This window comes from Campylobacter sp. CN_NE2 (assembly GCF_027797465.1).
Classification (GTDB): domain Bacteria; phylum Campylobacterota; class Campylobacteria; order Campylobacterales; family Campylobacteraceae; genus Campylobacter_B.
Genome location: NZ_CP115608.1, coordinates 1,323,366 through 1,343,641, shown reverse-complemented (window position 1 = coordinate 1,343,641; position 20,276 = coordinate 1,323,366). Strand labels below are relative to the sequence as shown.

23 protein-coding genes are annotated in these 20,276 nt (G+C 35.0%); 7 read left to right on the top strand and 16 right to left on the bottom strand.

What is annotated here, in order from left to right:
• Positions 1 to 13: 13 nt before the first annotated feature.
• Genes tsaD through PF028_RS06755 form a run of 5 tightly spaced genes read right to left on the bottom strand, consistent with a single transcriptional unit; the run spans position 14 to position 5,575 of the window.
• Positions 14 to 1,093 carry a tRNA (adenosine(37)-N6)-threonylcarbamoyltransferase complex transferase subunit TsaD gene (gene tsaD / locus PF028_RS06775; protein ID WP_270860442.1) on the bottom strand — a complete coding sequence of 360 codons (1,080 nt, stop codon included), beginning with the start codon at positions 1,091 to 1,093 and terminating at the stop codon, positions 14 to 16.
• Positions 1,090 to 2,364 (bottom strand): uracil-xanthine permease family protein, encoded by a 1,275-nt coding sequence (locus PF028_RS06770; protein ID WP_270860441.1) that lies wholly within the window; start codon positions 2,362 to 2,364, stop codon positions 1,090 to 1,092. Before PF028_RS06770 ends, tsaD begins: the two co-directional genes overlap by 4 nt.
• Positions 2,365 to 3,450 carry a 1-deoxy-D-xylulose-5-phosphate reductoisomerase gene (gene dxr / locus PF028_RS06765; RefSeq protein WP_270860440.1) on the bottom strand — a complete coding sequence of 362 codons (1,086 nt, stop codon included), beginning with the start codon at positions 3,448 to 3,450 and terminating at the stop codon, positions 2,365 to 2,367.
• A gap of 1 nt (position 3,451) precedes the next feature.
• Complete coding sequence (locus PF028_RS06760) at positions 3,452 to 4,213, bottom strand: phosphatidate cytidylyltransferase (RefSeq protein WP_270860439.1); 762 nt, start codon at positions 4,211 to 4,213, stop codon at positions 3,452 to 3,454.
• A 45-nt stretch (positions 4,214 to 4,258) separates the two neighbouring features.
• Positions 4,259 to 5,575, bottom strand: a complete 1,317-nt coding sequence (locus PF028_RS06755; RefSeq protein ID WP_270860438.1) for an NFACT RNA binding domain-containing protein — start codon at positions 5,573 to 5,575, stop codon at positions 4,259 to 4,261.
• A 57-nt stretch (positions 5,576 to 5,632) separates the two neighbouring features.
• Here PF028_RS06755 and PF028_RS06750 point away from each other — a divergent pair, with 57 nt between their 5' ends.
• From PF028_RS06750 to PF028_RS06730, 5 genes are all read left to right on the top strand, one after another.
• Positions 5,633 to 6,898, top strand: a complete 1,266-nt coding sequence (locus PF028_RS06750) for a 3-isopropylmalate dehydratase large subunit (protein WP_270860437.1) — start codon at positions 5,633 to 5,635, stop codon at positions 6,896 to 6,898.
• Between the two features lie 114 nt (positions 6,899 to 7,012).
• The gene (locus tag PF028_RS06745) at positions 7,013 to 7,468 is read left to right on the top strand and encodes a Panacea domain-containing protein (RefSeq protein WP_270860436.1); all 456 of its coding nucleotides are present in this window, start codon (positions 7,013 to 7,015) and stop codon (positions 7,466 to 7,468) included.
• A 2-nt stretch (positions 7,469 to 7,470) separates the two neighbouring features.
• Positions 7,471 to 8,355 carry a hypothetical protein gene (locus PF028_RS06740; protein WP_270860435.1) on the top strand — a complete coding sequence of 295 codons (885 nt, stop codon included), beginning with the start codon at positions 7,471 to 7,473 and terminating at the stop codon, positions 8,353 to 8,355.
• A gap of 11 nt (positions 8,356 to 8,366) precedes the next feature.
• Positions 8,367 to 8,942, top strand: a complete 576-nt coding sequence (locus PF028_RS06735; RefSeq protein ID WP_270860434.1) for a molybdenum cofactor guanylyltransferase — start codon at positions 8,367 to 8,369, stop codon at positions 8,940 to 8,942.
• The gene (locus PF028_RS06730; RefSeq protein WP_270860433.1) at positions 8,942 to 9,940 is read left to right on the top strand and encodes a phospholipase A; all 999 of its coding nucleotides are present in this window, start codon (positions 8,942 to 8,944) and stop codon (positions 9,938 to 9,940) included. Before PF028_RS06735 ends, PF028_RS06730 begins: the two co-directional genes overlap by 1 nt.
• Here the strand turns inward: PF028_RS06730 and PF028_RS06725 are convergent.
• Positions 9,930 to 12,089, bottom strand: coding sequence for a hypothetical protein (locus PF028_RS06725; RefSeq protein ID WP_270860432.1), 2,160 nt, complete (start codon positions 12,087 to 12,089; stop codon positions 9,930 to 9,932). The two genes, PF028_RS06730 and PF028_RS06725, sit on opposite strands and share 11 nt — an antisense overlap.
• Positions 12,055 to 12,573, bottom strand: coding sequence for a LolA family protein (locus tag PF028_RS06720; protein ID WP_270860431.1), 519 nt, complete (start codon positions 12,571 to 12,573; stop codon positions 12,055 to 12,057). Before PF028_RS06720 ends, PF028_RS06725 begins: the two co-directional genes overlap by 35 nt.
• 227 nt (positions 12,574 to 12,800) lie before the next feature.
• Between PF028_RS06720 and PF028_RS06715 the strand changes: the two genes are divergently transcribed.
• Positions 12,801 to 13,745, top strand: coding sequence for an acyltransferase family protein (locus PF028_RS06715; RefSeq protein WP_270860430.1), 945 nt, complete (start codon positions 12,801 to 12,803; stop codon positions 13,743 to 13,745).
• Between the two features lie 182 nt (positions 13,746 to 13,927).
• Positions 13,928 to 14,221: a hypothetical protein gene (locus PF028_RS06710; protein ID WP_270866825.1), complete on the top strand. Its 294-nt coding sequence runs from the start codon at positions 13,928 to 13,930 to the stop codon at positions 14,219 to 14,221.
• 63 nt (positions 14,222 to 14,284) lie between these two features.
• Here the strand turns inward: PF028_RS06710 and PF028_RS06705 are convergent, their stop codons facing one another.
• Genes PF028_RS06705 through PF028_RS06665 form a run of 9 tightly spaced genes read right to left on the bottom strand, consistent with a single transcriptional unit; the run spans position 14,285 to position 20,258 of the window.
• Complete coding sequence (locus PF028_RS06705; RefSeq protein WP_270861434.1) at positions 14,285 to 14,689, bottom strand: acyl-CoA thioesterase; 405 nt, start codon at positions 14,687 to 14,689, stop codon at positions 14,285 to 14,287.
• On the bottom strand, positions 14,673 to 15,578 hold the full coding sequence (locus PF028_RS06700; RefSeq protein ID WP_270861435.1) for a hypothetical protein: 906 nt from the start codon (positions 15,576 to 15,578) through the stop codon (positions 14,673 to 14,675). The genes PF028_RS06705 and PF028_RS06700 overlap by 17 nt, the downstream gene beginning before the upstream one ends.
• Positions 15,571 to 16,290 carry a glycosyltransferase family 2 protein gene (locus tag PF028_RS06695; RefSeq protein ID WP_270861436.1) on the bottom strand — a complete coding sequence of 240 codons (720 nt, stop codon included), beginning with the start codon at positions 16,288 to 16,290 and terminating at the stop codon, positions 15,571 to 15,573. The genes PF028_RS06700 and PF028_RS06695 overlap by 8 nt, the downstream gene beginning before the upstream one ends.
• Positions 16,271 to 17,797 carry an AMP-binding protein gene (locus PF028_RS06690; RefSeq protein WP_270861437.1) on the bottom strand — a complete coding sequence of 509 codons (1,527 nt, stop codon included), beginning with the start codon at positions 17,795 to 17,797 and terminating at the stop codon, positions 16,271 to 16,273. Before PF028_RS06690 ends, PF028_RS06695 begins: the two co-directional genes overlap by 20 nt.
• On the bottom strand, positions 17,790 to 18,341 hold the full coding sequence (locus PF028_RS06685) for a DNA gyrase subunit B (protein ID WP_270861438.1): 552 nt from the start codon (positions 18,339 to 18,341) through the stop codon (positions 17,790 to 17,792). Before PF028_RS06685 ends, PF028_RS06690 begins: the two co-directional genes overlap by 8 nt.
• A 2-nt stretch (positions 18,342 to 18,343) precedes the next feature.
• On the bottom strand, positions 18,344 to 18,595 hold the full coding sequence (locus PF028_RS06680) for an acyl carrier protein (RefSeq protein ID WP_270861439.1): 252 nt from the start codon (positions 18,593 to 18,595) through the stop codon (positions 18,344 to 18,346).
• Position 18,596: 1 nt separating this feature from the next.
• Complete coding sequence (locus PF028_RS06675; RefSeq protein WP_270861440.1) at positions 18,597 to 18,854, bottom strand: phosphopantetheine-binding protein; 258 nt, start codon at positions 18,852 to 18,854, stop codon at positions 18,597 to 18,599.
• Positions 18,851 to 19,594, bottom strand: coding sequence for a lysophospholipid acyltransferase family protein (locus PF028_RS06670; protein ID WP_270861441.1), 744 nt, complete (start codon positions 19,592 to 19,594; stop codon positions 18,851 to 18,853). The genes PF028_RS06675 and PF028_RS06670 overlap by 4 nt, the downstream gene beginning before the upstream one ends.
• The gene (locus tag PF028_RS06665) at positions 19,578 to 20,258 is read right to left on the bottom strand and encodes a beta-ketoacyl synthase chain length factor (RefSeq protein WP_270861442.1); all 681 of its coding nucleotides are present in this window, start codon (positions 20,256 to 20,258) and stop codon (positions 19,578 to 19,580) included. Before PF028_RS06665 ends, PF028_RS06670 begins: the two co-directional genes overlap by 17 nt.
• Positions 20,259 to 20,276 lie beyond the last annotated feature (18 nt).

Below are 20,276 nucleotides of genomic sequence, written 5' to 3'. Positions count from 1 at the left end.
AGGCTGAACTCTATTACAAATTCAAATTCTCAAAGTCGCAGGTTGGGTTGATTTGCAAGGTATTATACTGGCTAAATTCGCCCCGTTTAAATTTCGCTAACCCAGCACGAGCAATCATAGCAGCATTATCAGAACAAAATTTCAAAGGTGCAAGAAGTAAATTTGAGCTATGAATTTGACATAAATTCTCAATCTCTTTGCGTAAAAATAAATTCGCACTAGCCCCGCCCACAACGGCAAAATTTGCAAATTTATGCTCTTTAAAAATTAATTTTAATTTATCCATAATATGCAAAATCGCCGTTTTTTCAAAACTCGCCGAAATATCGCAAATATCAGCTAAATTTAGCTCTAAATTCGGCGAAAAACCCAAAATTTCAGCTAAATTTGGTAAATTTTCGCTTTGAATTTTGTCTAAATTTGCATTTTGTTTTAGTTTTTCTATTTGGGTGCGAATTTGATTTTTAAGCCCTGAAAAGCTGTATTCTAGGCGATTTTTATCTTTAATAGGAATTGTAAATTCAAATCTATTTTCATCGCCAAATTTGGCTAATTTTTCAATAGTAGCCCCGCCCGGGTAGCCTAAATTCATCATCTTAGCAACCTTATCAAAACTTTCGCCAAAACTATCATCGGTAGTGGTCGCTAAAATCGTGGCTTTGCCGAATTTATCGATATTTAAAACAAGCGTATGTCCGCCGCTAACGAGCAAAACGCCAAGCGGAAAAACAGCCTTGCTTTCGATAAAAAGCGAATAAATATGCCCTACAAGGTGATTTACGCCGATAAGTGGCACTCTAAGAGCGATAGCAAGGGCTTTTGCCATGCTAACGCCGCCGACTAAACTCACCGAAAGCCCCGGTTCGTTTGTAACGGCGATTGCTTTTATTTGCGAAAAATATGGTTTAATTTCGTCCAAAAGTGCAGGAAGTGCCGCCGTATGAAGCCTTGCAGCCAGTTCGGGCACAACTCCGCCAAATTTGGAGTGTTCGCACTCTTGCGAAATTTTTTTATGATAAATTAGCTTTAAATTTGCCGAATCCAAAAGAGCAACCGAACTATCATCGCAGCTGCTCTCAATCCCTAAAATCATTTTTCTTCTTCGCCTTTTAGTTGCTCGTAGTCTAAATCTTGCAATTTTTCGGTTTTTGGCAAGACTAAATTTAAAACCACGCCGACAATCGCCCCTAGACCAATTCCGCTAAATTTGGCATAAGAAAAATCCAAAACTAGCCCACCTATGGAAACAACTAAAATAAGCGAGATGATTACCATATTTCGCGGATTTGCCAAATCGACTTTGGCTTTTATCATCGATTCCATACCCACAGAAGCGATAATACCAAACAACAAAATCATAATTCCGCCGATTACCGGAACAGGAATTGTAGCGATAAATGCGCCGATTTTACCGACAAAAGCCAACAAAATCGCAGTTATAGCAGTCCAAGTCATAATGGCAGGATTAAAAGCTTTTGTTAGACGAACCGCGCCCGTTACTTCACTATAAGTGGTATTTGGCGGACCGCCAAAACACGCAGCCGCCGTTGTCGCTAAACCATCGCCTAAGAGCGTGTTTTTTAGCCCCGGATTTTTTAGAAAATTTTCTTTTGTAACATTACTGATTGCTAAAATATCGCCGATATGCTCGATTGTAGGGGCGATTGCGATTGGAAGCATATATAAAATCGCATTTAGATTAAAGCTAGGAGCCGTGAAATTTGGTACAGAAAACCAACTAGCTTTTGCGATCGGCGAAAAATCAACAATCCCAAAAAATAGCGAAGCTATGTATCCCACAAAAATGCCCGATAGTATCGGAATAAGCTTAATAATGCCTTTTCCAAACATTATGGCTATAATCGTCGCAACGAGCGAAATTCCAGCGACTATGAGCGCAGTGGTCTCAGAAATGCCTTCTATGCCTTTTGCAGTTGCCATATTTACGGCTGTCGGGCTTAAAATAAGACCAATCGCCATGATAACAGGACCCACGACAACAGGCGGTAAGAGCTTATGGATAAAGCCTTCGCCTTTAAAACGAACGATAAAACTCAAAATCACATACAAAAGTCCGGCTGCCATAAGTCCGCCCATGGTCGCACTCATACCCCAATGCGACACGCTAAAAGTAATGGGCGCAATAAACGCAAACGAACTAGCCAAAAATATCGGCACGACTTGTTTGCGAGTGCAAATTTGAAAAACAAGCGTTCCAATCCCTGCCGTAAAAAGCGCGACATTTGTATCAAGTCCTGTTAAAATCGGCACTAAAACAAGCGCACCAAACGCAACAAATAAAAACTGAACGCCTAAAAGTGAATCTTTTAGACGAAAATTATAACCCTCATATCGCTCCGACATTTAGTTTCCTTTTAACTCATTTTTCGCGAATTCTCGCACTTTTTTATCAATCTCGCAAAGTTCTTGCACTGAATTTGGTTTAACTTCACCAAATTTATCCAAACTTTTAAAAACGATTTTTGAAATATCTGTAAATTTACACTTTGAATTTAAAAAATTCTCAACTCCAATTTCATTTGAAGCGTTTATTATGACGCCTAAATCAGGGTTGTTTAGCAACTCATCTTTAAGCGAAAAAATCGGATATTTTTTTAGGCTGATTTTTTTAAATTTGATTTTTGCTAGCTCGCATAAATTTAGGGGCTTTAAAATTTGCTCTTTTACTCTGCCACAAATCGCCCACGCAATGGCTAGTTTCATATCGGCTCTGCTTAAATGCGCCGTAGTCGAGCCGTCAATAAAATTTATTAAGGCATGAACCATAGAAGTGCATTCTATCACGGCTTCGACGCTTTTTACGCCGTAAAGATGATACGCTTCGATAATTTCAAAAAGCTTGTTTGCCATTGTGGCGCTATCAATTGTGATTTTTGCGCCCATATCCCAGTTTGGGTGTTTTAGTGCCATTTGTGGCGTTACTGAATTTAGGGCTTTAACGGGCGTTTGATAAAATGCTCCGCCACTTGCTGTGATGATTAAATTTGCTACTTTTGTGGGATTTTCAAGCAAAAATTTCAAGCCAAAATGTTCGCTATCAATCGCCCTAATCTCTTTTGTTTTTAAAAATTTACCCCCAACAACCAAGCTTTCTTTGTTTGCAAGAGCTAAGGTTTTGCCTAAACTTTGCGTTTTTATGCTTGGGCGTAGTCCGGCAAAACCCACAAGAGCGTTTATGACAAATTTGCTCTCACACATTTCAAGCATTTCTAAAATGCCGTCCGCTCCGCAAAAAACCTTATCGTGAGTGATTAAATTTTTTAAATTTTCATCGCCGATACAGACGAATTTTGGCTTGAATTCGGCGATTTGAGCGTTTAGTAATTTATAATTTTTATTACAACTTAACGCTTCTACTTTGATACCGAATTTTCGTGCAAGTTCGAGCGAATTTCGCCCGATACTGCCGGTGGAGCCAAGAACTATCATCTTACCAAGAATAAATCAAAAACATCGCAATCGCGCCAAACATATATCCGTCTATGCGGTCTAGCACTCCACCATGACCCGGGAAAATCGTTCCGCTGTCTTTGACATTTGCTCTGCGTTTTAAATAACTTTCAAACAAATCGCCAAACACGCCAAAAACAGAAACCACGATAGTAGTAGCTAAAATCTCTTTGACTTCTAAATTCGTAAAAATTTTGGCATAAATAAAGCTTACAACAAGCGCAAAAACAAATCCGCCGATAACGCCTTCTAGCGTTTTATTTGGGGAGCTTTTGCTAAATTCGATACGCCCAAACGCTTTTCCGACAAAATACGCACCGCTATCACTAGCAATAACGATAAAAATCATCCAAACAAAATAAAAAATTCCCAAATCGCTATAAAGTCCAAACATAATAAAAATCGGCACACAAGGGTAGATGAAAGGAAGTAAAATTTTCATCGTCGGATACTTGGTAAAAGCTATAATCGAAGCGACAGAGATGACCATTAAAACGCTTAATTTAATAGAAGCCGAAAACGGTTCTTCAAGCGTCAAAAACGGCATTACGGCAAAAAAACCAAGCGCAACCAAAACCAAATATTTGCTCTCTTTTTTTAATTTGTAAATTTTTACGCTCTCAAAGAACGCACAAACAAGCATTGCCGCAAAAATCAAAAAATTTAAAACAAAACTATTTATCCAAATTAAAGCAACAAAAACCGCAAGTAAAATAAGCCCCGTTGTCAATCTCTCTTTCATTTTCACTCCTAAAAATTTGCAAAATTATATAAAAAACTTGCTTATTTAGGGCTTTAAAACGGCTATTGTTTTGAAATTTACATAATGCACAAACGAGCCTTTTACGGGGCTTACATTTAGGCGTTTTGTGTAATCTACAAGATAATTTCCTGCTTCTTTCACGCTAAAATTCACGCAAATTTTAGCTGCGAATTCGCAAATTTCATCATTTAGGTTTTGTTTGTTTGTTTGGACGATGACATGCGCACTTGGAATATCTTTTAAATGAAACCAAAAGTCGTTTTTTGCGCTGTTTTTTAGCAAAAATTCATTGCCTTTCTCGTTTTTGCCCACGCTGATTTTAAACTCACCGATATAAAAGCTCTGCACAAATTCGGCGTTTTTTTCCTTTAAATTTGCGCTAATTCGCTTTTTTGGAAGCAAAATTTCAAGCTCTTCGCATGTTTTTGCGTTTGTAATTAAATTTTTTAAATTTTCATAAAATTCGATTTTTTCGTTTAAATTTTCGCTTTGTTTATGCGAATTTGCGGCTTTTTGACGCATTTTTTTGGCACCATTAAAAAATTCGTTCATCGCTATTTTTGGCGAATTTTCTAGATTAAATTCCACGCTCTCGCCGTTTTCATCTTGCAAAGAAAATTCCCTTTGATAATCTTTTAAATTATATAAATTCGCAGATAAAATTTGCCCACGATAAGCCAAATTTTCGGCATCTCGCAAAAGCTCGTCAGGTTTTGGCACGGACGCTAAATTTTCACGCAAAATTTCTAGTTTTTTATCAATTTGCATTAATTTTGAATTTTTGGTTTGGACTAAATTTTGCGAATTTAGCTTTTCAAATTCGCTCACAAAAAATTCATCGAAATTCTCTATTTTTTCAGCTTCTTTTTCTTTTATTTTAGTTGGCGGTAGTGGCACCAAAACTCGCCCTACACGGATACTTCTAATATCATTATCCAAATGCCTAAGCGCTTCGAGTATGATGCTATTTTCATCAGTTATTATCACATTTGTAAAACGCCCCGTAAATTCAAAATATAAATTTGAGATAAACGCCTTGTAACTTGCTTTTAGCTCAGTTTTGATATACAAAATTCGGTTATTTTCAGGGACTCTTATTTGCACGATTTTTGATTTCACTAGCCGTTTGGCTAAAACCCCATCAAATGGTGCTTTATAAATTTTATTTTCCACGAAATTGCCGTTTTTGTGGATATTACAAGCGGTTTTATTCATATCAAAAAACAGCTCATAACTATCAAAGCTTAGCTTAAAAAGGTTATCGCCGACACGCTTTATGTGGCTAAGCGTTTTAAATTTTTGTAAAAATTCGCAAATTTGGATTAGGTGTTGGTATTTCATAAACGCTATTTTAGCAAAAATTCAGTAAAATCAGCTAAAAATTTTTCAAGGATCACTATGAAACAAACTATCACAGAAAAAATTTTCAGCGAACATGTGGGCGAGGCGGTCAGTGCAGGGCAAATCGTAGAGAGCAAAATCGATATGGTCATCGGCAACGACATCACAACGCCGATTTCGATAAAGCAGTTTGAGCTAAGCGGCGCAAAGGCTTTGGCAAATCCAGACGGCTTTGCGATTGTAATGGATCACTATATTCCTACAAAGGACATTTTAAGCGCAAATCAAGCCAAAATTTCACGCGAATTTGCCTACAAACACAACCTAAAAAACTATTTTGACGAAAAAGATATGGGAATAGAACACGCCCTAATGCCTGAAAAAGGGCTAGTCGTACCCGGCGATGTCATCATCGGTGCCGACTCGCATACCTGCACGCACGGCGCACTTGGGGCGTTTTCTACCGGTATGGGAAGCACGGATTTAGCTTATGCGATGATTACGGGCAAAAACTGGTTTAAGGTGCCAGAAAGCATAAAGGTTGTTTTCAAAGGCAAACCGGGCGCACACATTTACGGCAAGGATTTGATACTTGAAGTTATCCGCCAAATCGGCGTTGATGGTGCGTTATATAAGGCTTTGGAATTCACAGGTGAAGCAATTTCATACCTTGATATGGATAGCAGATTTTCACTTTGCAATATGGCTATCGAAGCAGGTGCTAAAAGCGGAATCGTCGCCTGTGATGAGATAACAAAAGAATTTTTGGCAGGACGAACGCTACGAAGCAAGCCAAAATTTCACTACTCAGACGATGGCGCAAAATACGATAAAATCATCGAAATCGACACGGCGAATTTAGACCCGGTTATTGCTTATCCTTTCTTGCCAAGCAACGGCAAAAGCGTGAGAGAAGCGGTAAAAGACGACCTAGCAGTAGATCAAGCTTTTATCGGAAGTTGCACAAACGGGCGACTAAGCGACCTACGAATTGCTGCTGGGATTTTAAAAGGCAAAAAGGTCGCTAAAAAAACAAGGCTTATCATCACACCTGCAACGCAAAAAATCGCCCGTGCAGCGTGGGCGGAAGGGCTAATGGATATTTTCATCGACGCAGGAGCGGTGGTGAGTAACCCGACCTGTGGAGCGTGTTTGGGCGGATATATGGGGATTTTAGGCGAACACGAACGCTGTATAAGCACGACAAATCGCAACTTCGTCGGTCGCATGGGCGATCGCACAAGCGAAGTTTATTTAGCGAATTCTGCCGTCGTGGCAGCGTCTGCAATCGCAGGAAAAATCGTCGATCCAAGAGATTTATAAAATTTAAGAAAAATTTATAATAATATCACATTTTAATATAAATATCAAAAAAAATGTGATATTATATTCTTGTGTTTTACACTTTTTAAAGGAAATGGATAAAGGATGGCGAAGATGAAAGCATTGGATTTGGCAAAATATATCATATTGGATTCGGCTAAAATTGGTTATCCAGTAAGCAATCTACAATTGCAAAAAGTCCTTTATTTCACAAACATGTTTTATATTTCAAAAAATGATACAAATTTAATTGATGAGTCTTTTGAAGCTTGGCAATTTGGACCAGTAATTAGAGAAATTTACGATGAATATTCTATAAATGGTTCTAATAGAATTTATCTTGAAAACGATGAAACCTTTTATAATAAAACAAGAGAAATGCTAGATGAAGAGACAAAAAATGTACTTGTTATGCTATACAAAGCTAATGTGTGGACACTAGTTGATTATAGCCATTATAAAGGTGGTGCTTGGGATAAAACTTTTGATATAAATAATCCCTATAAAAGAGCTGAAATTAGTTATGAAGATATTAAAAAAGATGCTTTAATTTTTTTTCCTAAGCAATAACTATGATAAAACCAGATAATTTTCAGAAAGATATTTTAAAATCAACTCAACAAAACGAAAATTTATCAAAACAAACAAAGCTAATAAAATTTATAGAATCCATTTCAAAAGAAATTATAGCCGAAAGTGATATTGAAAAGAAAATCGCTGAAATATTTGAAATATATAAAGATAATACTTTTAGACATAGTTACGCAGATATAAGTCAATTTTTGATAAATTTAGTTAAACAAGATAAAGAAGAAAAATTTGAAAATTTATCTATAATTACCAGTAATATTGAAAAAATCATAGAAGCCATACAAAAAGATGATAATAATAAAAATAAAGATGAAATAAAAAAAATATTCAAATTAAAAGACCATATTGATTTGGAAATAATTAGACATGAATACATATCGAAAAAATATGGTAGCGATATAAAAAAAATAGAAACAGAAACTAGCAAGCTGAACAGAGAAGCAGAAAAATTAAAAACAGAAACTAGTAATTTAAACAAAGAAGCAGAAAAATTAAATAAAAATTTAGAAATTTCAAAAACAAACCATGTAACAATTCTTGGTATTTTTAGTGCAATTATAATTTCATTTACAAGTGGTATTGGATTTTCAAATCAAATATTAAGCAATATTGGAAAATTTGATTTTTCTATATTACTCATGATAATTAGTGTAATTGCTATTTTTATTGGCACAATTATTTTTTCTTTATTTTGGTTTATCTTAAAATTAAACAATAAGAAATTTTCTTTTAAAGCACCGTTTTTCGCATTTGTTATATTTTTTAGTATCATATTTGTTGGCTCAGCAATATATTACATTTGCAATAATATTTCTAATAAAACAATAGAAAAACCATTAGCAATAGACATAAATATAACTCGGTAAAAATCATAACAATGAATAAGCTCCCTGTTTGCGTGATTTTATGTGGCGGAAAAAGCTCTCGTATGGGGCAGGATAAAACGCTTATGGAATTTGGCGAATTTGGCGATTTGACGCACTTTCAGTTTGCCAAAATGAGCGAGATTTTTAAGAGCGTTTTTATCTCGGCAAAGTCGCAAAAATTCGACCCGCCGCTTCCTGTTTTAACGGACGAATTTAGTGAATTTTCGCCAATGGGGGCGGTTTATAGCATTTTAAAAAATTTTAAAAATGACAAGGTTTTTATAATCCCCTGCGATATGCCGTTTGTGGAAATTTCTACTATTTACGAGCTTTATGAAAATATGGGAAACTGCGATATTTGCGTAGCTAGTGATAAATTTAAACAGCATAATTTATGCGGTTTTTTTGATACTTCTGTCGCCGCAACTGCACTTAAATTTTACAAAAGAAATAATCATAAAATCGCAAATTTATTCAGCTGGGTTAAATTTAAAGCACTCAAATTTGATAATTCTACGCAATTTCACAACATAAATGATAAATCTGATTACGAAAAAGCGGTCTTGCTTTTAAAAAAGGAAATTTGATGAAAAAGGCTATTTTTGGGCTTTTGGCGATATTTTGTATTTTGAGTGCAAATGAAAATTTGCTTGAACTTTATCAAAAAGCAAACGAATTTGAAAAAAATGGCGAAATACAAAACGCAATGCAAATTTATAAAAAAATCGCCGAAATATCGCTAAATTTAGAGCAAAATTCGCAAATTCAAACTACTCAAAATTCACAAAATTCGTCAAATTTAAATCCGCAAAGTATCGTGGAAAATTCACCAAATTCGGAAAATTTAAATTTGCAAAATATCTCCGAAAATTCTACAAATTCAGAGCAAAACGAGCTATTTTTGGGGCTTAAAGCTTACGAGCCGATTTATGTGCTTTGGACGCACGATTTTAAGAGCAAAGAAGATCGCAAAAGAAACGAACTAAAATTTAGTTTTAGCCTTGAACGCCCTATGCTTTACGATTTTTTCGGGCTTAATGAAAAAATTTCACTTGCATACACGCAAACTTCGTGGTGGCAAGTAACGCAAGATTCTATGCCGTTTCGCGAGAGCAACTATCAGCCCGAAATTTTCATGCAAATACCGATTTCATCATTTGATTTCATAGAGTATGCAAAATTTGGGCTAATGCACGAATCAAACGGCAAGGACGGGGCAAATTCTCGCTCGTGGAATAAGGCTTACGCTGAGACTTCGCTAAATTTTGGTAACCTTAGCATAACGCCACGCATTTGGCATAGCTTTTATTTTGACGCCACAAACGACGACATACGCCGATATATGGGACATGGCGAGCTAAAACTTAGCTATGATTACGCTAGACAAAACTTTGCTTTAAAACTTAGAAATAATCTTAAATTTAACGCTGATAATAAAGGCGCTGTGCAGTTTGATTGGTTTTTTCCGATATTTAATAGCGGATTTTACGGCTATTTGCAGTATTTTAGCGGATACGGCGAAAGCCTAGCGGACTACAACCGCCATGTCGATAAAATCGGACTTGGAGTGGCATTTAGGCAGTGAATTTATTGGCGTAAATTCCTGCTAAAAACGCACAAATCGCGATGTTTATCGCCACACTTAGCCCAAAAACCGCTACCGCCGCAGTCCCACTAAAACTAAGAGCAAAAAATGAAACCATGCTAGTAAGAGCCGCAACGCTTATGCCAAAGGTTTTTTTGGCTGTTTGAAGGTGCGAATTTAACGCAAAAATCATATAATCAACCCCCACAGCCCCCGCTAAAATTAGCCCAAAAATCACAAAAATATTGATAGAAAAACCAAAAATACTAAGGATAAAAAGTGTTATTAAATTTGATAAAAATACCGCCGTGACGATATTTGCACTGATTTTTAATCCGAAAAAATAACACAAAAGCGCAAAGGCTAAGGCGTAAGCGATGATTTTAAGGTAAATCGCATTTATCTTAATGTTTAAAAATGCCGAATTTGCGCTATCTTTGAAGCTTAAATACGCTCCGCCACCTGCTAAAATGGCATTTTTTAATGCGATTTTATCTTTTATATCGTATAAAAAAACGATATTTTTATCATCTATTTGCAAATTTTTTAAATTTAAAAAAAGCGATGAATTTAAAACTTCATTTTGCGTGAAGACCTGCGAATTTGCGAGTTTGTCAAGCTCTTTTTGAACCAAATTTGGATTTATGCCTTTCATCAAATCTGCATTGGAATTTGCAAAAATTTGAATTATTTTTTCTTGCGTTTTTGGGCTTTGGATAAATTTTTCCGCACTCAAATACGAGCCGATGATTTCGTTAGAAAGAAGCGTATTTGGCACATTTGAGCCACTATCTAAAACCGCCAAATCATAACTTTGAGAGCTTAGCGTGGATAGTTTAGCGCTCATTTGCAAAAGCGTTTTATCCATACTAGAATACTCGCTAATGTCGTCTTTAAAAACGGCAAAATTATACAAAAATAGCGTTAAAATCGCTATGCAAACAAGATTAAATTTCAAATTTACGAATTTAAATTTAGCAGAGAATTTAATCAAAATTTGCAAAAATTTATCCCAAATTTTAGAGCTTTTGAATTCGCAATTATCAAAAATTTCAGGCAACATAAAATAAGAAAATAAAAACGCTCCCAAAAGCGCAAATATCGCAAACACCGCAATTTGCAAAAGCAAATCAAACGACGAAAACAAAAATACAGCGTATCCCCCAGCGGTAATAAAAAAGCCTAACAAAAAGATTTTTTTCATATCTTTTATGCTCTGTTTTTTTACCAGCGAATTTGCATTTGAGCCAAGCCAATGTGCGCTAAAATCGAGCATTAGTCCGATTAAGCTAGTCGAAATCACCACGCTTATGCTATGAACGCTCTCAAAAAACAAAAATAACGCAAACACCCCGCTAACTAGCCCAAAAGCCACTACGCCAGTAACGGCAAAAATTCTAGCGTTTTTAAAAGCCAAAAATAGCAAAATAGCGCAGATTATCAGCGAAAAACTTCCCATAAACGCACTTTCAAATTTAGCCGAATTTTTCCCAAGTGCCGAGTAAATCGCACCGCCGCTTATAAGAATTTCGCTATTTTTTGCGATTTGGGTTAAATTTAAAAGCACATTTTCATCATAAATTTGCTCTAATTTTGCTTTGGCAAAATAATATTTTTGGCTTTCGATCTCGCCGTAAAATCGATTTTCACTCATATCAAATTTAATCCCGCCGCCGCCTTTTAAAATCTCTGAGTGAAGAGTCAATGAAAAAAAATCCTGCGAAGCACTTAACGGCTTAAATTTATTGAAAAAATCCGCCTGACTTCGCGCAAAAAAGGCAGTAGCATCGTTTTCGAGTAAATTTACGCTCTCATCGTCCAAAAGTGCGATTTTGTAAATTTCAAGCTCTTTTTGATAATCTTTTATCGAATTTATCTTATATAAAATTTCGCTAAAAATCCCGCTATTTTCGCACTCTGCGATAAAATTTTCAAATTTCATTTTATCATTTGAAGCAAAAATTATCTCATCTCTTAAACTATTATTTAGGTTGGTAAAAATTTCCTTGCTTTCTTTATCGAACCCGATTAAGCCGTAAATATCGGAATTTATTTTGCCCAAATTCAAAGCGATAAAAACGCTCATTATGGCAAAAGTTATGGCAAAAACGGCTTTATTTAACATCGCTAAACAAAGTCCTTGTTTCATCGCCCTGCGCGTTAGTAATGGCGATTTCTCGCACCATTTCGCCACCTTTTATGATAATGTTTTTAAAAATTTCTTTAAAAAGCGTCCCTTTTGGGCTTAAATTTAGCTCCCATGCGCCACTTTCGCCACTTAGCGAAATGTCAAAATCTTTTTGCAAAACGCCAAAATCCAAAGAAAAAATCGCCAAAAAAAGCTCTTTATCCATGAGTGAGTTTTTTTGCAGTTCCCATTTGCCGTTTTCTAGGCTAAAAATGCCATTTTGTGCGATTTTAACGCTACTTTCGAGCGGTTCTTTTATATGCCAAATAAGCTCTTTGTTTTTTATTTCAAACTCGCCACTACTTTTAATCGGCTCGTCAAATCCGCCCAAAATCATCTCTTCGTTAAATTTACCGCTTATGTTGTCGGTTTTGAGATTTAACTCGCCCACTTCCAAGCCAAAAACCAAACCACAAAATGCCAAAAACGAAAGCAAAATTCTCATTTTATTCCTTGATAATCAAAAAAATTTATTAATTTTACTATAACTCATAAAATAAATATTGCTAAATTTTGTAAAAGTGCTATTTTGGGTCAAATTTCTTTTAAAATTTAAAATTTCACGCTAACGCAATCTTAGATACTGCGCCGAAATTTTAAACTTGTTAGCAACTTTAATATAAATAATTTTTAAGTTTCAAAAAGTAACATTTCACAAAGGATTTTTAAAAAATGATAGGATATTTGCGACTTATTTTAGCTTGTGGTGTAATGTTTCATCACATACTTGATAAACCATTGATAAATTTTGGTCCATTTTGTGTATTTATTTTTTATATTTTAGCAGGTTCTGTTAGCACAAAATTACTAAATTTATACTCTCCAAAAGAATATCTTAAAGATAGATTTTTACGCATTTATCCTGTGTTTTTCCTTTATATAAGTTTAGCATTTTTATTTTTTTATTTTAGTGGTTTTTGGGAATTTAGAACAACCTTATTAAGGACACTCGCACATTTTACGCTTATTCCGTTAAATTACAATCTAATATTTGATATTGGAGTAGTAAGTGTAGTCAATGATAAGAGTGATATAATTTTACCGCCTGCTTTTTCATTAGCTCTTGAAGTCCAAATTTATTTTATCTTTGCGCTTTTATTTGCCCTGAAAAAAGAGAAATTTATGAAAATTTTAGCCATTATTTCATTTATTATTTTCACTATATCAAATTTGGTGCTTATAGATAATGAAATGATTTATATGTGGGATTATAGATATTTTTGGGGAGTGTTTTTTGTTTTTTATATAGGCAAATTAATCAGAGAAAAGAAACTAAAAGAACTTAGAATTTGGTGGGCTATATTGTTTATAGAACTTATTGTAAATATATATTATTGTGATGCTGTTTCTTTTGAATTACCTTTTGCCGTATTAGTCGGCATTCCGCTTGTTTATGAGCTATCACAAATCAAATTTAAAGCCAAATTTAATAGCGTTTGCGGGGCTTTAAGCTATCACATATTTTTAAACCACGCACTGTTTTATTGTATCTGTATGTGGAAATTTGATGAACTAAACATAACTTTTATGATTATTTCTTCATTTTTATTCGGACTTTTAGCTTATAAATTCATCGAAAAACCTATTGAGAGAATTCGTTTTAAATCTATTTCATAAACTTCTTTGACAAAAAAACACAAAATATTTTTTAAATTCTCTATTTTTTTATCAAAATTTAGAAAAAATCATCAAATTTTTCATTTTTTTCAAAAAAAATTGAAAATTTAAGTTTTTATTAGGGGGGGGGGGGGGTAAAATTATGGATAATTTTTTATAAAATTTTCTACAAGGAGTCAAAAATGACAAAAAGTTTTGTAAAAGTTGGTTTAGCATTAGGCTTATTAATGGGTTCTGCTTCATTTGCTATGGCAGATAGTTGCGAAGCACAACTTGCAGAAAATAGTGCAAAATGGCGAGAGGCTGTTGATCAGCTAATGGAAGAAAACGATAAACTAAAATATGAGAATGAGCAATTGAAAAAGAAACTAGGTCAAAAAAAAGTGACTCAAAAGAAAACAGCCTCGAAGAAACAAACTCAATCTAAAAAATCTGATTGCACGCACGGTGATAGTTGGTTCGGTGGTTGCAGGTGAATTTTTATTTAAGGACCGTAGGGTGGGTATCCTTGCCCACCAAATTTATATGTTTATCCAATTTTATTTTAGTCCCTTTAATTTTTCTTTTAAAATCTCAGGTAGATAAAAGCAGGTTTCCATATTTTCTAAATTTACCGCTGCTTGGGCAGTGGTTGCCTTGCATAAAATTTCGCCCGTATCAGCGTTTTTTATGGTGTATTTAAATTTAAGTAAGCTTTCAAATTCGCTCAATTCTACTTCAACACAAATTTCATCATCAAACATCGCAGGACGCACAAATTTAAAATCCATTTTCACAATCGGATAAGCGTATCCGTCATTTTTCATATCGATATAAGTGTAGCCGATCTCGCGCAAAAACGCACACCGCGCCATTTCGCAGTATTTGACATAGTTTCCGTGCCACACTACGCCCATGCTGTCGGTATCATAAAACTCAACTCTAAATTTATAGCTCTTTTTCACCTTGCCCCCAAAAATCAAAAAAATTATACCATTGCGCGGGATCGCTTACGCATTTGCTCTCTAAATCCGCCACATACGCTCTCAAAGCAGGCATTACAGAAGCGATTTTATCGCTTTTTAGCTCCACGCTTGGCAGTTTTTTCGTTTCAAAAGTATATTTTTTGCCTACTTTGTAACACCAAAATGAGTAAATTTCAGCCTTTAAAATCCCTGCTATGAGATACGCTCCAATGCTAAAATTCGCCGTTTTTCCCAAAAATTTGGCACTTGCGACCTTTTCGCTTTTTATCGGCACACGATCTGCCATTATAGCGATATGTTCGCCGTTATCTAGCAAATTTCCCAAATTTAGCATAGTTTCAATATTTAGTTCATCGACCCAAAAGACATTGATTTTCCCGCCACTGACTTTATCCATAAATTCGTTAAATTTAGCATTGTTTGCGCGATACATAAAGATATTTATTTTCGTGCGACCAAGTTCGCTCACAAGGGCTTTTGCCACTTCGATATTGCCATAATGGCTAGTTAGCAAAATTTTGCCCCGTTTTACGCCGTCGAGCTGTGAGCGAATTTTTTCTAAATTTGTTCGGTCGATTTCTATTCCCTTTTTATTTGTCCAAATGGCGATTTTATCGCAGATTGCAACGCCAAAATTATAAAAATTCGCATACGCGTTTCCGCTTATTTTTCCGCCACTTTGTGCGACATTTTTTCTAAAATTTATTATATTTTCTCTTTGATTTTTTAAAAACAAAAAATAGACGCTAACCACGATAAATACGATACACTTAACGATAAAACTAGGCAGTTTTGTAACCAAAAAAAATGTCGCTTTTAAAAATAAACTTGGTGCGACTTCGTTTTGCTCTGCCCAGTGCTTAGCCATGAAATGCCCTTTTTACCAACCATAAGGGAAGCGTGAAAAACAGCCTTGCGTGGGTTAGTGAAATTTGAAAATTATCCCTAAACATGCGAAAATGGCTAACCCCGCCCTTCTCGTAGCGAACTTTCAGCTCAATCCATTTTAGGTTTATTTTCGCTCTGTAAGCTTGAACCAAAATTTCGATATCAAAGCCCATGCGATCATCTTTTACGCTTGGTAAAATTTCGCAAATCTCTTTTAAGGGATAAATTCTAAACCCGCACATGCCGTCTTTTATGTCGCTTGAAAGAGAATTTATGGCGCACCAAAAATTTGTTATTTTGCGTCCGTAAAAACGGCTTTTTGGTGCATTTTCATCGTAAATCGGATTGGCGCATATTAGCGAGTGCGGATTTATTTGTGCGATTTGCAAAAAATCGTCGCATTTTGAAATATCATGCTGAAAATCAGCATCGATTTGAAATGCGTGAGTGTAGCCTTTTTGCAAAGCGATTTTAAATCCGTCTTTGAGTGCAGCGCCCTTGCCGCCGTTGTTTTCGCGAGTAAAAATTTCAGCTTTTAAGCCGATTAGTGCATTTTTGCTAACTTCATCACTGCCGTCATCGATGATTAAAATCTCGCCCATTTTTGATAAATTTTCTACTAAAACGGCGATTTTAGCGGGGTGGTTGTAGTAAGGCACCAAAAAAACAGGCTTAAAGGCTGATTTTTCCATTGCAACACTCTTTTTGACTTTTGATTTTAAAACTTAGCGTTTTTTCTTTTTTCTCAAACGATACGATTATTTCGTCATTTGGACGGATAAAGTGCATAAATTTTATGCTTGGAATATGGCTTAAATTTTGCAAATCATATCCTAATTTTTCTGCGCAAATCCTAGCAAATTTAAACTGCATAAAGCCCGGTACCACAGGAAAACTCGCAAAATGTCCGTCAAAATAAAAATCACTTGGCTTAATCTTTGCCTTGAATTCATTTTGCGAAATTTGCGTAAATTCAGGCATTTCGTAGGTTTCATAAGCTTTTATGAAATCATCTTTTTTTACCTTACTTTGCGCAGAATACGGGACTTTGCTGACTATTTTAAAATACCTTACAACCGAGCCAAAATCATATTTTAGATATTTTTTTAAGTTTTCTACGACGCTTTTTTTGCCGTTTTTTCTAAACTCTTCTTCGCCGCTCTCGCTTAAAACTATCAAAGCCAAAATTCGCTCAAATTTTGGGTGAAGCCCTAGTTTGCAGTCTTTTATAAGTTCATTTTGATTTAATTTTTCTTCTATGGCGTCTAAATTTACGCGCTTTTCGCTAAATTTAACAATCCTATCAAGCCGTCCGTGCAAAATAATATCATCGCCTCTAATCTCGCCGCTATCGCTACTTTCGAACCTTTTGCACCAAGGCGAAGTTATGATGAGTTCGCCTTTACTGCCCACTTCTAAATTCACAGGCTCAAATTTTTTAAGCCCCATTCCTAAATTTGCCCCTACAACGCCCGTTTCGCTAGATCCGTAAATATCGACGATTTTAGCATTTGTGATTTTATTTAATTCATCTCGCAAATTTTGCGGAAGCCTAGCTCCTGCTGAGATTATCATTTTTAAATTTGCTATTTTTTTGGCGTTTTTGTGCTGATAAAGTGCGTTTAAAATCGTAGGCGATGAGATCAAAATAGAGCCATTTAGGCTTTGATCAAAAATAATTTCAGGGTAGTTGTATTCGCCCTTATAAGACTTCGCGTCCAAAACTAACGGCAAAAAAAACTTAAATGTCAGCCCAAACATATTTTGGTGAGTTACACTGGCTAAAAACTGCTCTTGGGAGCTTAAATTTAGGGCTTTTGCTAAATGCTTTGCTTCTAAGACCATATCCAAAAGCGACTTTTGAATGTTTTTTGGTTTGCCTGTGCTTCCCGAAGTTTTTAGATAAAAAATCTCGCTTCCGTTTAAATTTAATTCGCCAAATTCGCTCAAATTTTCAAACTCAGCACAAATCTTGGCAAATTTTTCATCATCAATGCCAAAAAAACCGTCTTCAAAATGATTATCTCTTAAAAGTTCAGGTTTTGTCCCTGCTAGCATCGCCCCAAAAAAGGCGATTTTAAACTCACTCATATCGCTTAGGAAAATTTGAGTTCGCTTTATGTTTTTATTTTTTAAAACAGCTGCAAATTTGCAAATTTGCTCCGAAATTTCACTTAAATTTTGTATAAATTCACGCATTTTTTATATAAAACTTCCTAAAAATAATCTCGCCAAAAAGCAACGCTCCTACCAAAACATAAGAAATCGCCCCACAATAAACACCCCAATAAATTTTGTTTTCAAAACACGCCAAAATCGCACTTATAAGCCCGTTAAAAATAAAAAATCCTATCCAAATTTTGGTTAAATTTCTAGTATAAATCAAAGCTTTTGGCTCTAAATTTCTTTCTTTTAACATAGCAAATTTAGTTATCATCGGCGTGTTAGCTAAGCTAAAATAAAAAACTGCCCCCAAAAAAGCATTTATTAGCACAGGATAAAGATATTTTATCCCATAAGCACTAAAAACCGCACAAAGTGCGAAAAAACCGCACATAACAAAACTAAATTTACCAAATTCGCTTAAATTTTTGCTCTCAAAGCCAAATTCCAAAATCCCGCGCAGTCCCCATAAAATCGCCATTATAATCAATAAATAAAGGCTAAACTCTCTAAAAAAGACAATTCCAAAAGGATAAATCACGCTAAAAAGCGTAATTATCGCCTTTAAAAAAGTTTTCAAATTTACTCGCCGATTTGGTATTTTTTCGCCACGACCTCAACAATATCGCCAAGCGTTTTTATGGCTTTGAAGTCTTCTGGCATTAGTTTATGACCTGTTTGTTTTTTGACAAAATCAACCAAATCAATCGCATCAATGCTATCTATGTCTAAGTCTTCATAAATCTTAGCATCAAGCGAAATTTTGCTTTCATCTATCTCAAAAAGCTCAACCAAAGCCTGTTTTAGAATTTCAAAAATCTGATTTTTATCCATTTTATTTCCTATTTTTTGATATAAAATCTGCCAAATTTACGACATTTGCGAAAATTTCTTTGACATTTTCAGTTTTTGAGTTTATAACAATGTCATATTTTTTTTGGATCAAAAGTCCAAGTTCAAGCGCATCGACGCTATCGAGCCCAAGTCCTTCTCCAAAAAGCGGTGCATTTTCGTCGATGTCGCTCACGCTCATATCTTCAAGGTTAAGCCCTGAGATAATCATCTCTTTAATCTCTAAAATAAGATCACTCATAAATCTTGCCTTTCATATAAATTTTGCATTTTTTCGTGTAATAATCTAACTCGAATCGGATTTGAACGAGATTTTTCAAATTTGCTCAAATCTAAATTTTCTAAAATATCCACTTCATATTTTATCTTATTTTGTGGCGTATCATACCACGATTGTCCTTTTTTTAAGCTTTTTGGCGACATTTTTATGCCTAGCGCAATTAGCTCTTTTGCGCAGTTTATGGCTATATAAAATGCGCCTTTTTGCATGTAAATTTTATCCTTCGTGCGAGTGCCTTCTGGAAAAATAATCAAATTTTCTCCATTTTGCAACGCTTTTTTTGATAGTTCTAGCATTTTTTCATTTTCTGTATTTAAAATATAATTTGCCGATTTTATCGCCCCAAATAAAAAAATATTTTTTGCTAAACTTGCCTTTACTATGCAATTTGCCCTGCGTATGTGAGATAAAAGCAACACAACATCGAGCAAGGACGGGTGGTTTGCGATGATGATGATAGCGCTATCTTTGCGAACAAATTTTGCTCTAAAATCTATTTTTGCGTATCCATAAAACACAATCAAATACAAAAACACTCGCCAAGCCACAAAAACCAAATCCCTAGCGAAATTTTCTATGATTTTAAATTTGTTTAATCGCAGTATTATTACGGGAATAAAAAAGAGATTTCCAACCATGCAAATAATGCCAAAACTTGCAAAGCATAACGCTACGCAAATTCGCCTAAATAGCAGTTTCATCGACCCATTTCCAGCTTAAATCTTGCTCTTTTGTAACCCAAGATTTTTTGTGATTTTTTAGATTTAGCAAAAATTCAAAATCGCTATTTTTAGTCAAATTTGCTAAATTTGGCTCGTTATTTGGTGAAATTTCAATGCTAAAATTTTTGCCTTTTTCTACTACAACCAAAATCGCATAAATCAAATCATTTTCGTTCATAAGTTCATTATTTATGCTCTCAAAATAGCTAATAATCGCTATTTTATCAAATTCATCAAATTTAGCTACGGCATTTAAAATTCCGTTTTCTAGGCTTAAATTTGTAGAAATCGCTGAAATTTCAGCCCTGTTTTTGGCAAAAATCGCATTTTGTGCCACAATCGCATTATGAACGCTAATGCAAAATGAAGCAGGAGAGAGCGGTTCAAGTCTAGCTAGGCTAGATTGCAAAGAAAAACAGCGATTTATCTCGCCGTGCTTTGAGCTAAAAATCACAGGCATTTCATCGCACTCTTTTAAGAGCGAAATGCAAAATCTAGCCCCCTTACTAAGTCTTCTTCGCTCAATAGGGGCGATATGCGTTAAATCTGGACTTTTTTTGTAAATTTCAAGCTCACCTAAATTCGCGCCAGTATCGATAATAGCGTCGAATTTGGAAATATTAAAATAGACTTTATTTTGCAATTTAACCCCTAAATTAAA

What these genes read in the sequence shown, in the direction of transcription:
- PF028_RS06770 (WP_270860441.1), bottom strand. Translation starts at nt 2,364, where the DNA reads ATGTCGGAGCGATATGAGGGTTATAATTTTCGTCTAAAAGATTCACTT.
- PF028_RS06715 (WP_270860430.1), top strand. Translation starts at nt 12,801, where the DNA reads ATGATAGGATATTTGCGACTTATTTTAGCTTGTGGTGTAATGTTTCAT.
- PF028_RS06695 (WP_270861436.1), bottom strand. Translation starts at nt 16,290, where the DNA reads ATGGAAAAATCAGCCTTTAAGCCTGTTTTTTTGGTGCCTTACTACAAC.
- tsaD (WP_270860442.1), bottom strand. Translation starts at nt 1,093, where the DNA reads ATGATTTTAGGGATTGAGAGCAGCTGCGATGATAGTTCGGTTGCTCTT.
- dxr (WP_270860440.1), bottom strand. Translation starts at nt 3,450, where the DNA reads ATGATAGTTCTTGGCTCCACCGGCAGTATCGGGCGAAATTCGCTCGAA.
- PF028_RS06750 (WP_270860437.1), top strand. Translation starts at nt 5,633, where the DNA reads ATGAAACAAACTATCACAGAAAAAATTTTCAGCGAACATGTGGGCGAG.
- PF028_RS06700 (WP_270861435.1), bottom strand. Translation starts at nt 15,578, where the DNA reads ATGGCTAAGCACTGGGCAGAGCAAAACGAAGTCGCACCAAGTTTATTT.
- PF028_RS06710 (WP_270866825.1), top strand. Translation starts at nt 13,928, where the DNA reads ATGACAAAAAGTTTTGTAAAAGTTGGTTTAGCATTAGGCTTATTAATG.
- PF028_RS06675 (WP_270861440.1), bottom strand. Translation starts at nt 18,854, where the DNA reads ATGAGTGATCTTATTTTAGAGATTAAAGAGATGATTATCTCAGGGCTT.
- PF028_RS06735 (WP_270860434.1), top strand. Translation starts at nt 8,367, where the DNA reads ATGAATAAGCTCCCTGTTTGCGTGATTTTATGTGGCGGAAAAAGCTCT.
- PF028_RS06755 (WP_270860438.1), bottom strand. Translation starts at nt 5,575, where the DNA reads ATGAAATACCAACACCTAATCCAAATTTGCGAATTTTTACAAAAATTT.
- PF028_RS06760 (WP_270860439.1), bottom strand. Translation starts at nt 4,213, where the DNA reads ATGAAAGAGAGATTGACAACGGGGCTTATTTTACTTGCGGTTTTTGTT.
- PF028_RS06725 (WP_270860432.1), bottom strand. Translation starts at nt 12,089, where the DNA reads ATGAAACAAGGACTTTGTTTAGCGATGTTAAATAAAGCCGTTTTTGCC.
- PF028_RS06670 (WP_270861441.1), bottom strand. Translation starts at nt 19,594, where the DNA reads ATGAAACTGCTATTTAGGCGAATTTGCGTAGCGTTATGCTTTGCAAGT.
- PF028_RS06730 (WP_270860433.1), top strand. Translation starts at nt 8,942, where the DNA reads ATGAAAAAGGCTATTTTTGGGCTTTTGGCGATATTTTGTATTTTGAGT.
- PF028_RS06680 (WP_270861439.1), bottom strand. Translation starts at nt 18,595, where the DNA reads ATGGATAAAAATCAGATTTTTGAAATTCTAAAACAGGCTTTGGTTGAG.
- PF028_RS06745 (WP_270860436.1), top strand. Translation starts at nt 7,013, where the DNA reads ATGAAAGCATTGGATTTGGCAAAATATATCATATTGGATTCGGCTAAA.
- PF028_RS06720 (WP_270860431.1), bottom strand. Translation starts at nt 12,573, where the DNA reads ATGAGAATTTTGCTTTCGTTTTTGGCATTTTGTGGTTTGGTTTTTGGC.
- PF028_RS06740 (WP_270860435.1), top strand. Translation starts at nt 7,471, where the DNA reads ATGATAAAACCAGATAATTTTCAGAAAGATATTTTAAAATCAACTCAA.
- PF028_RS06690 (WP_270861437.1), bottom strand. Translation starts at nt 17,797, where the DNA reads ATGCGTGAATTTATACAAAATTTAAGTGAAATTTCGGAGCAAATTTGC.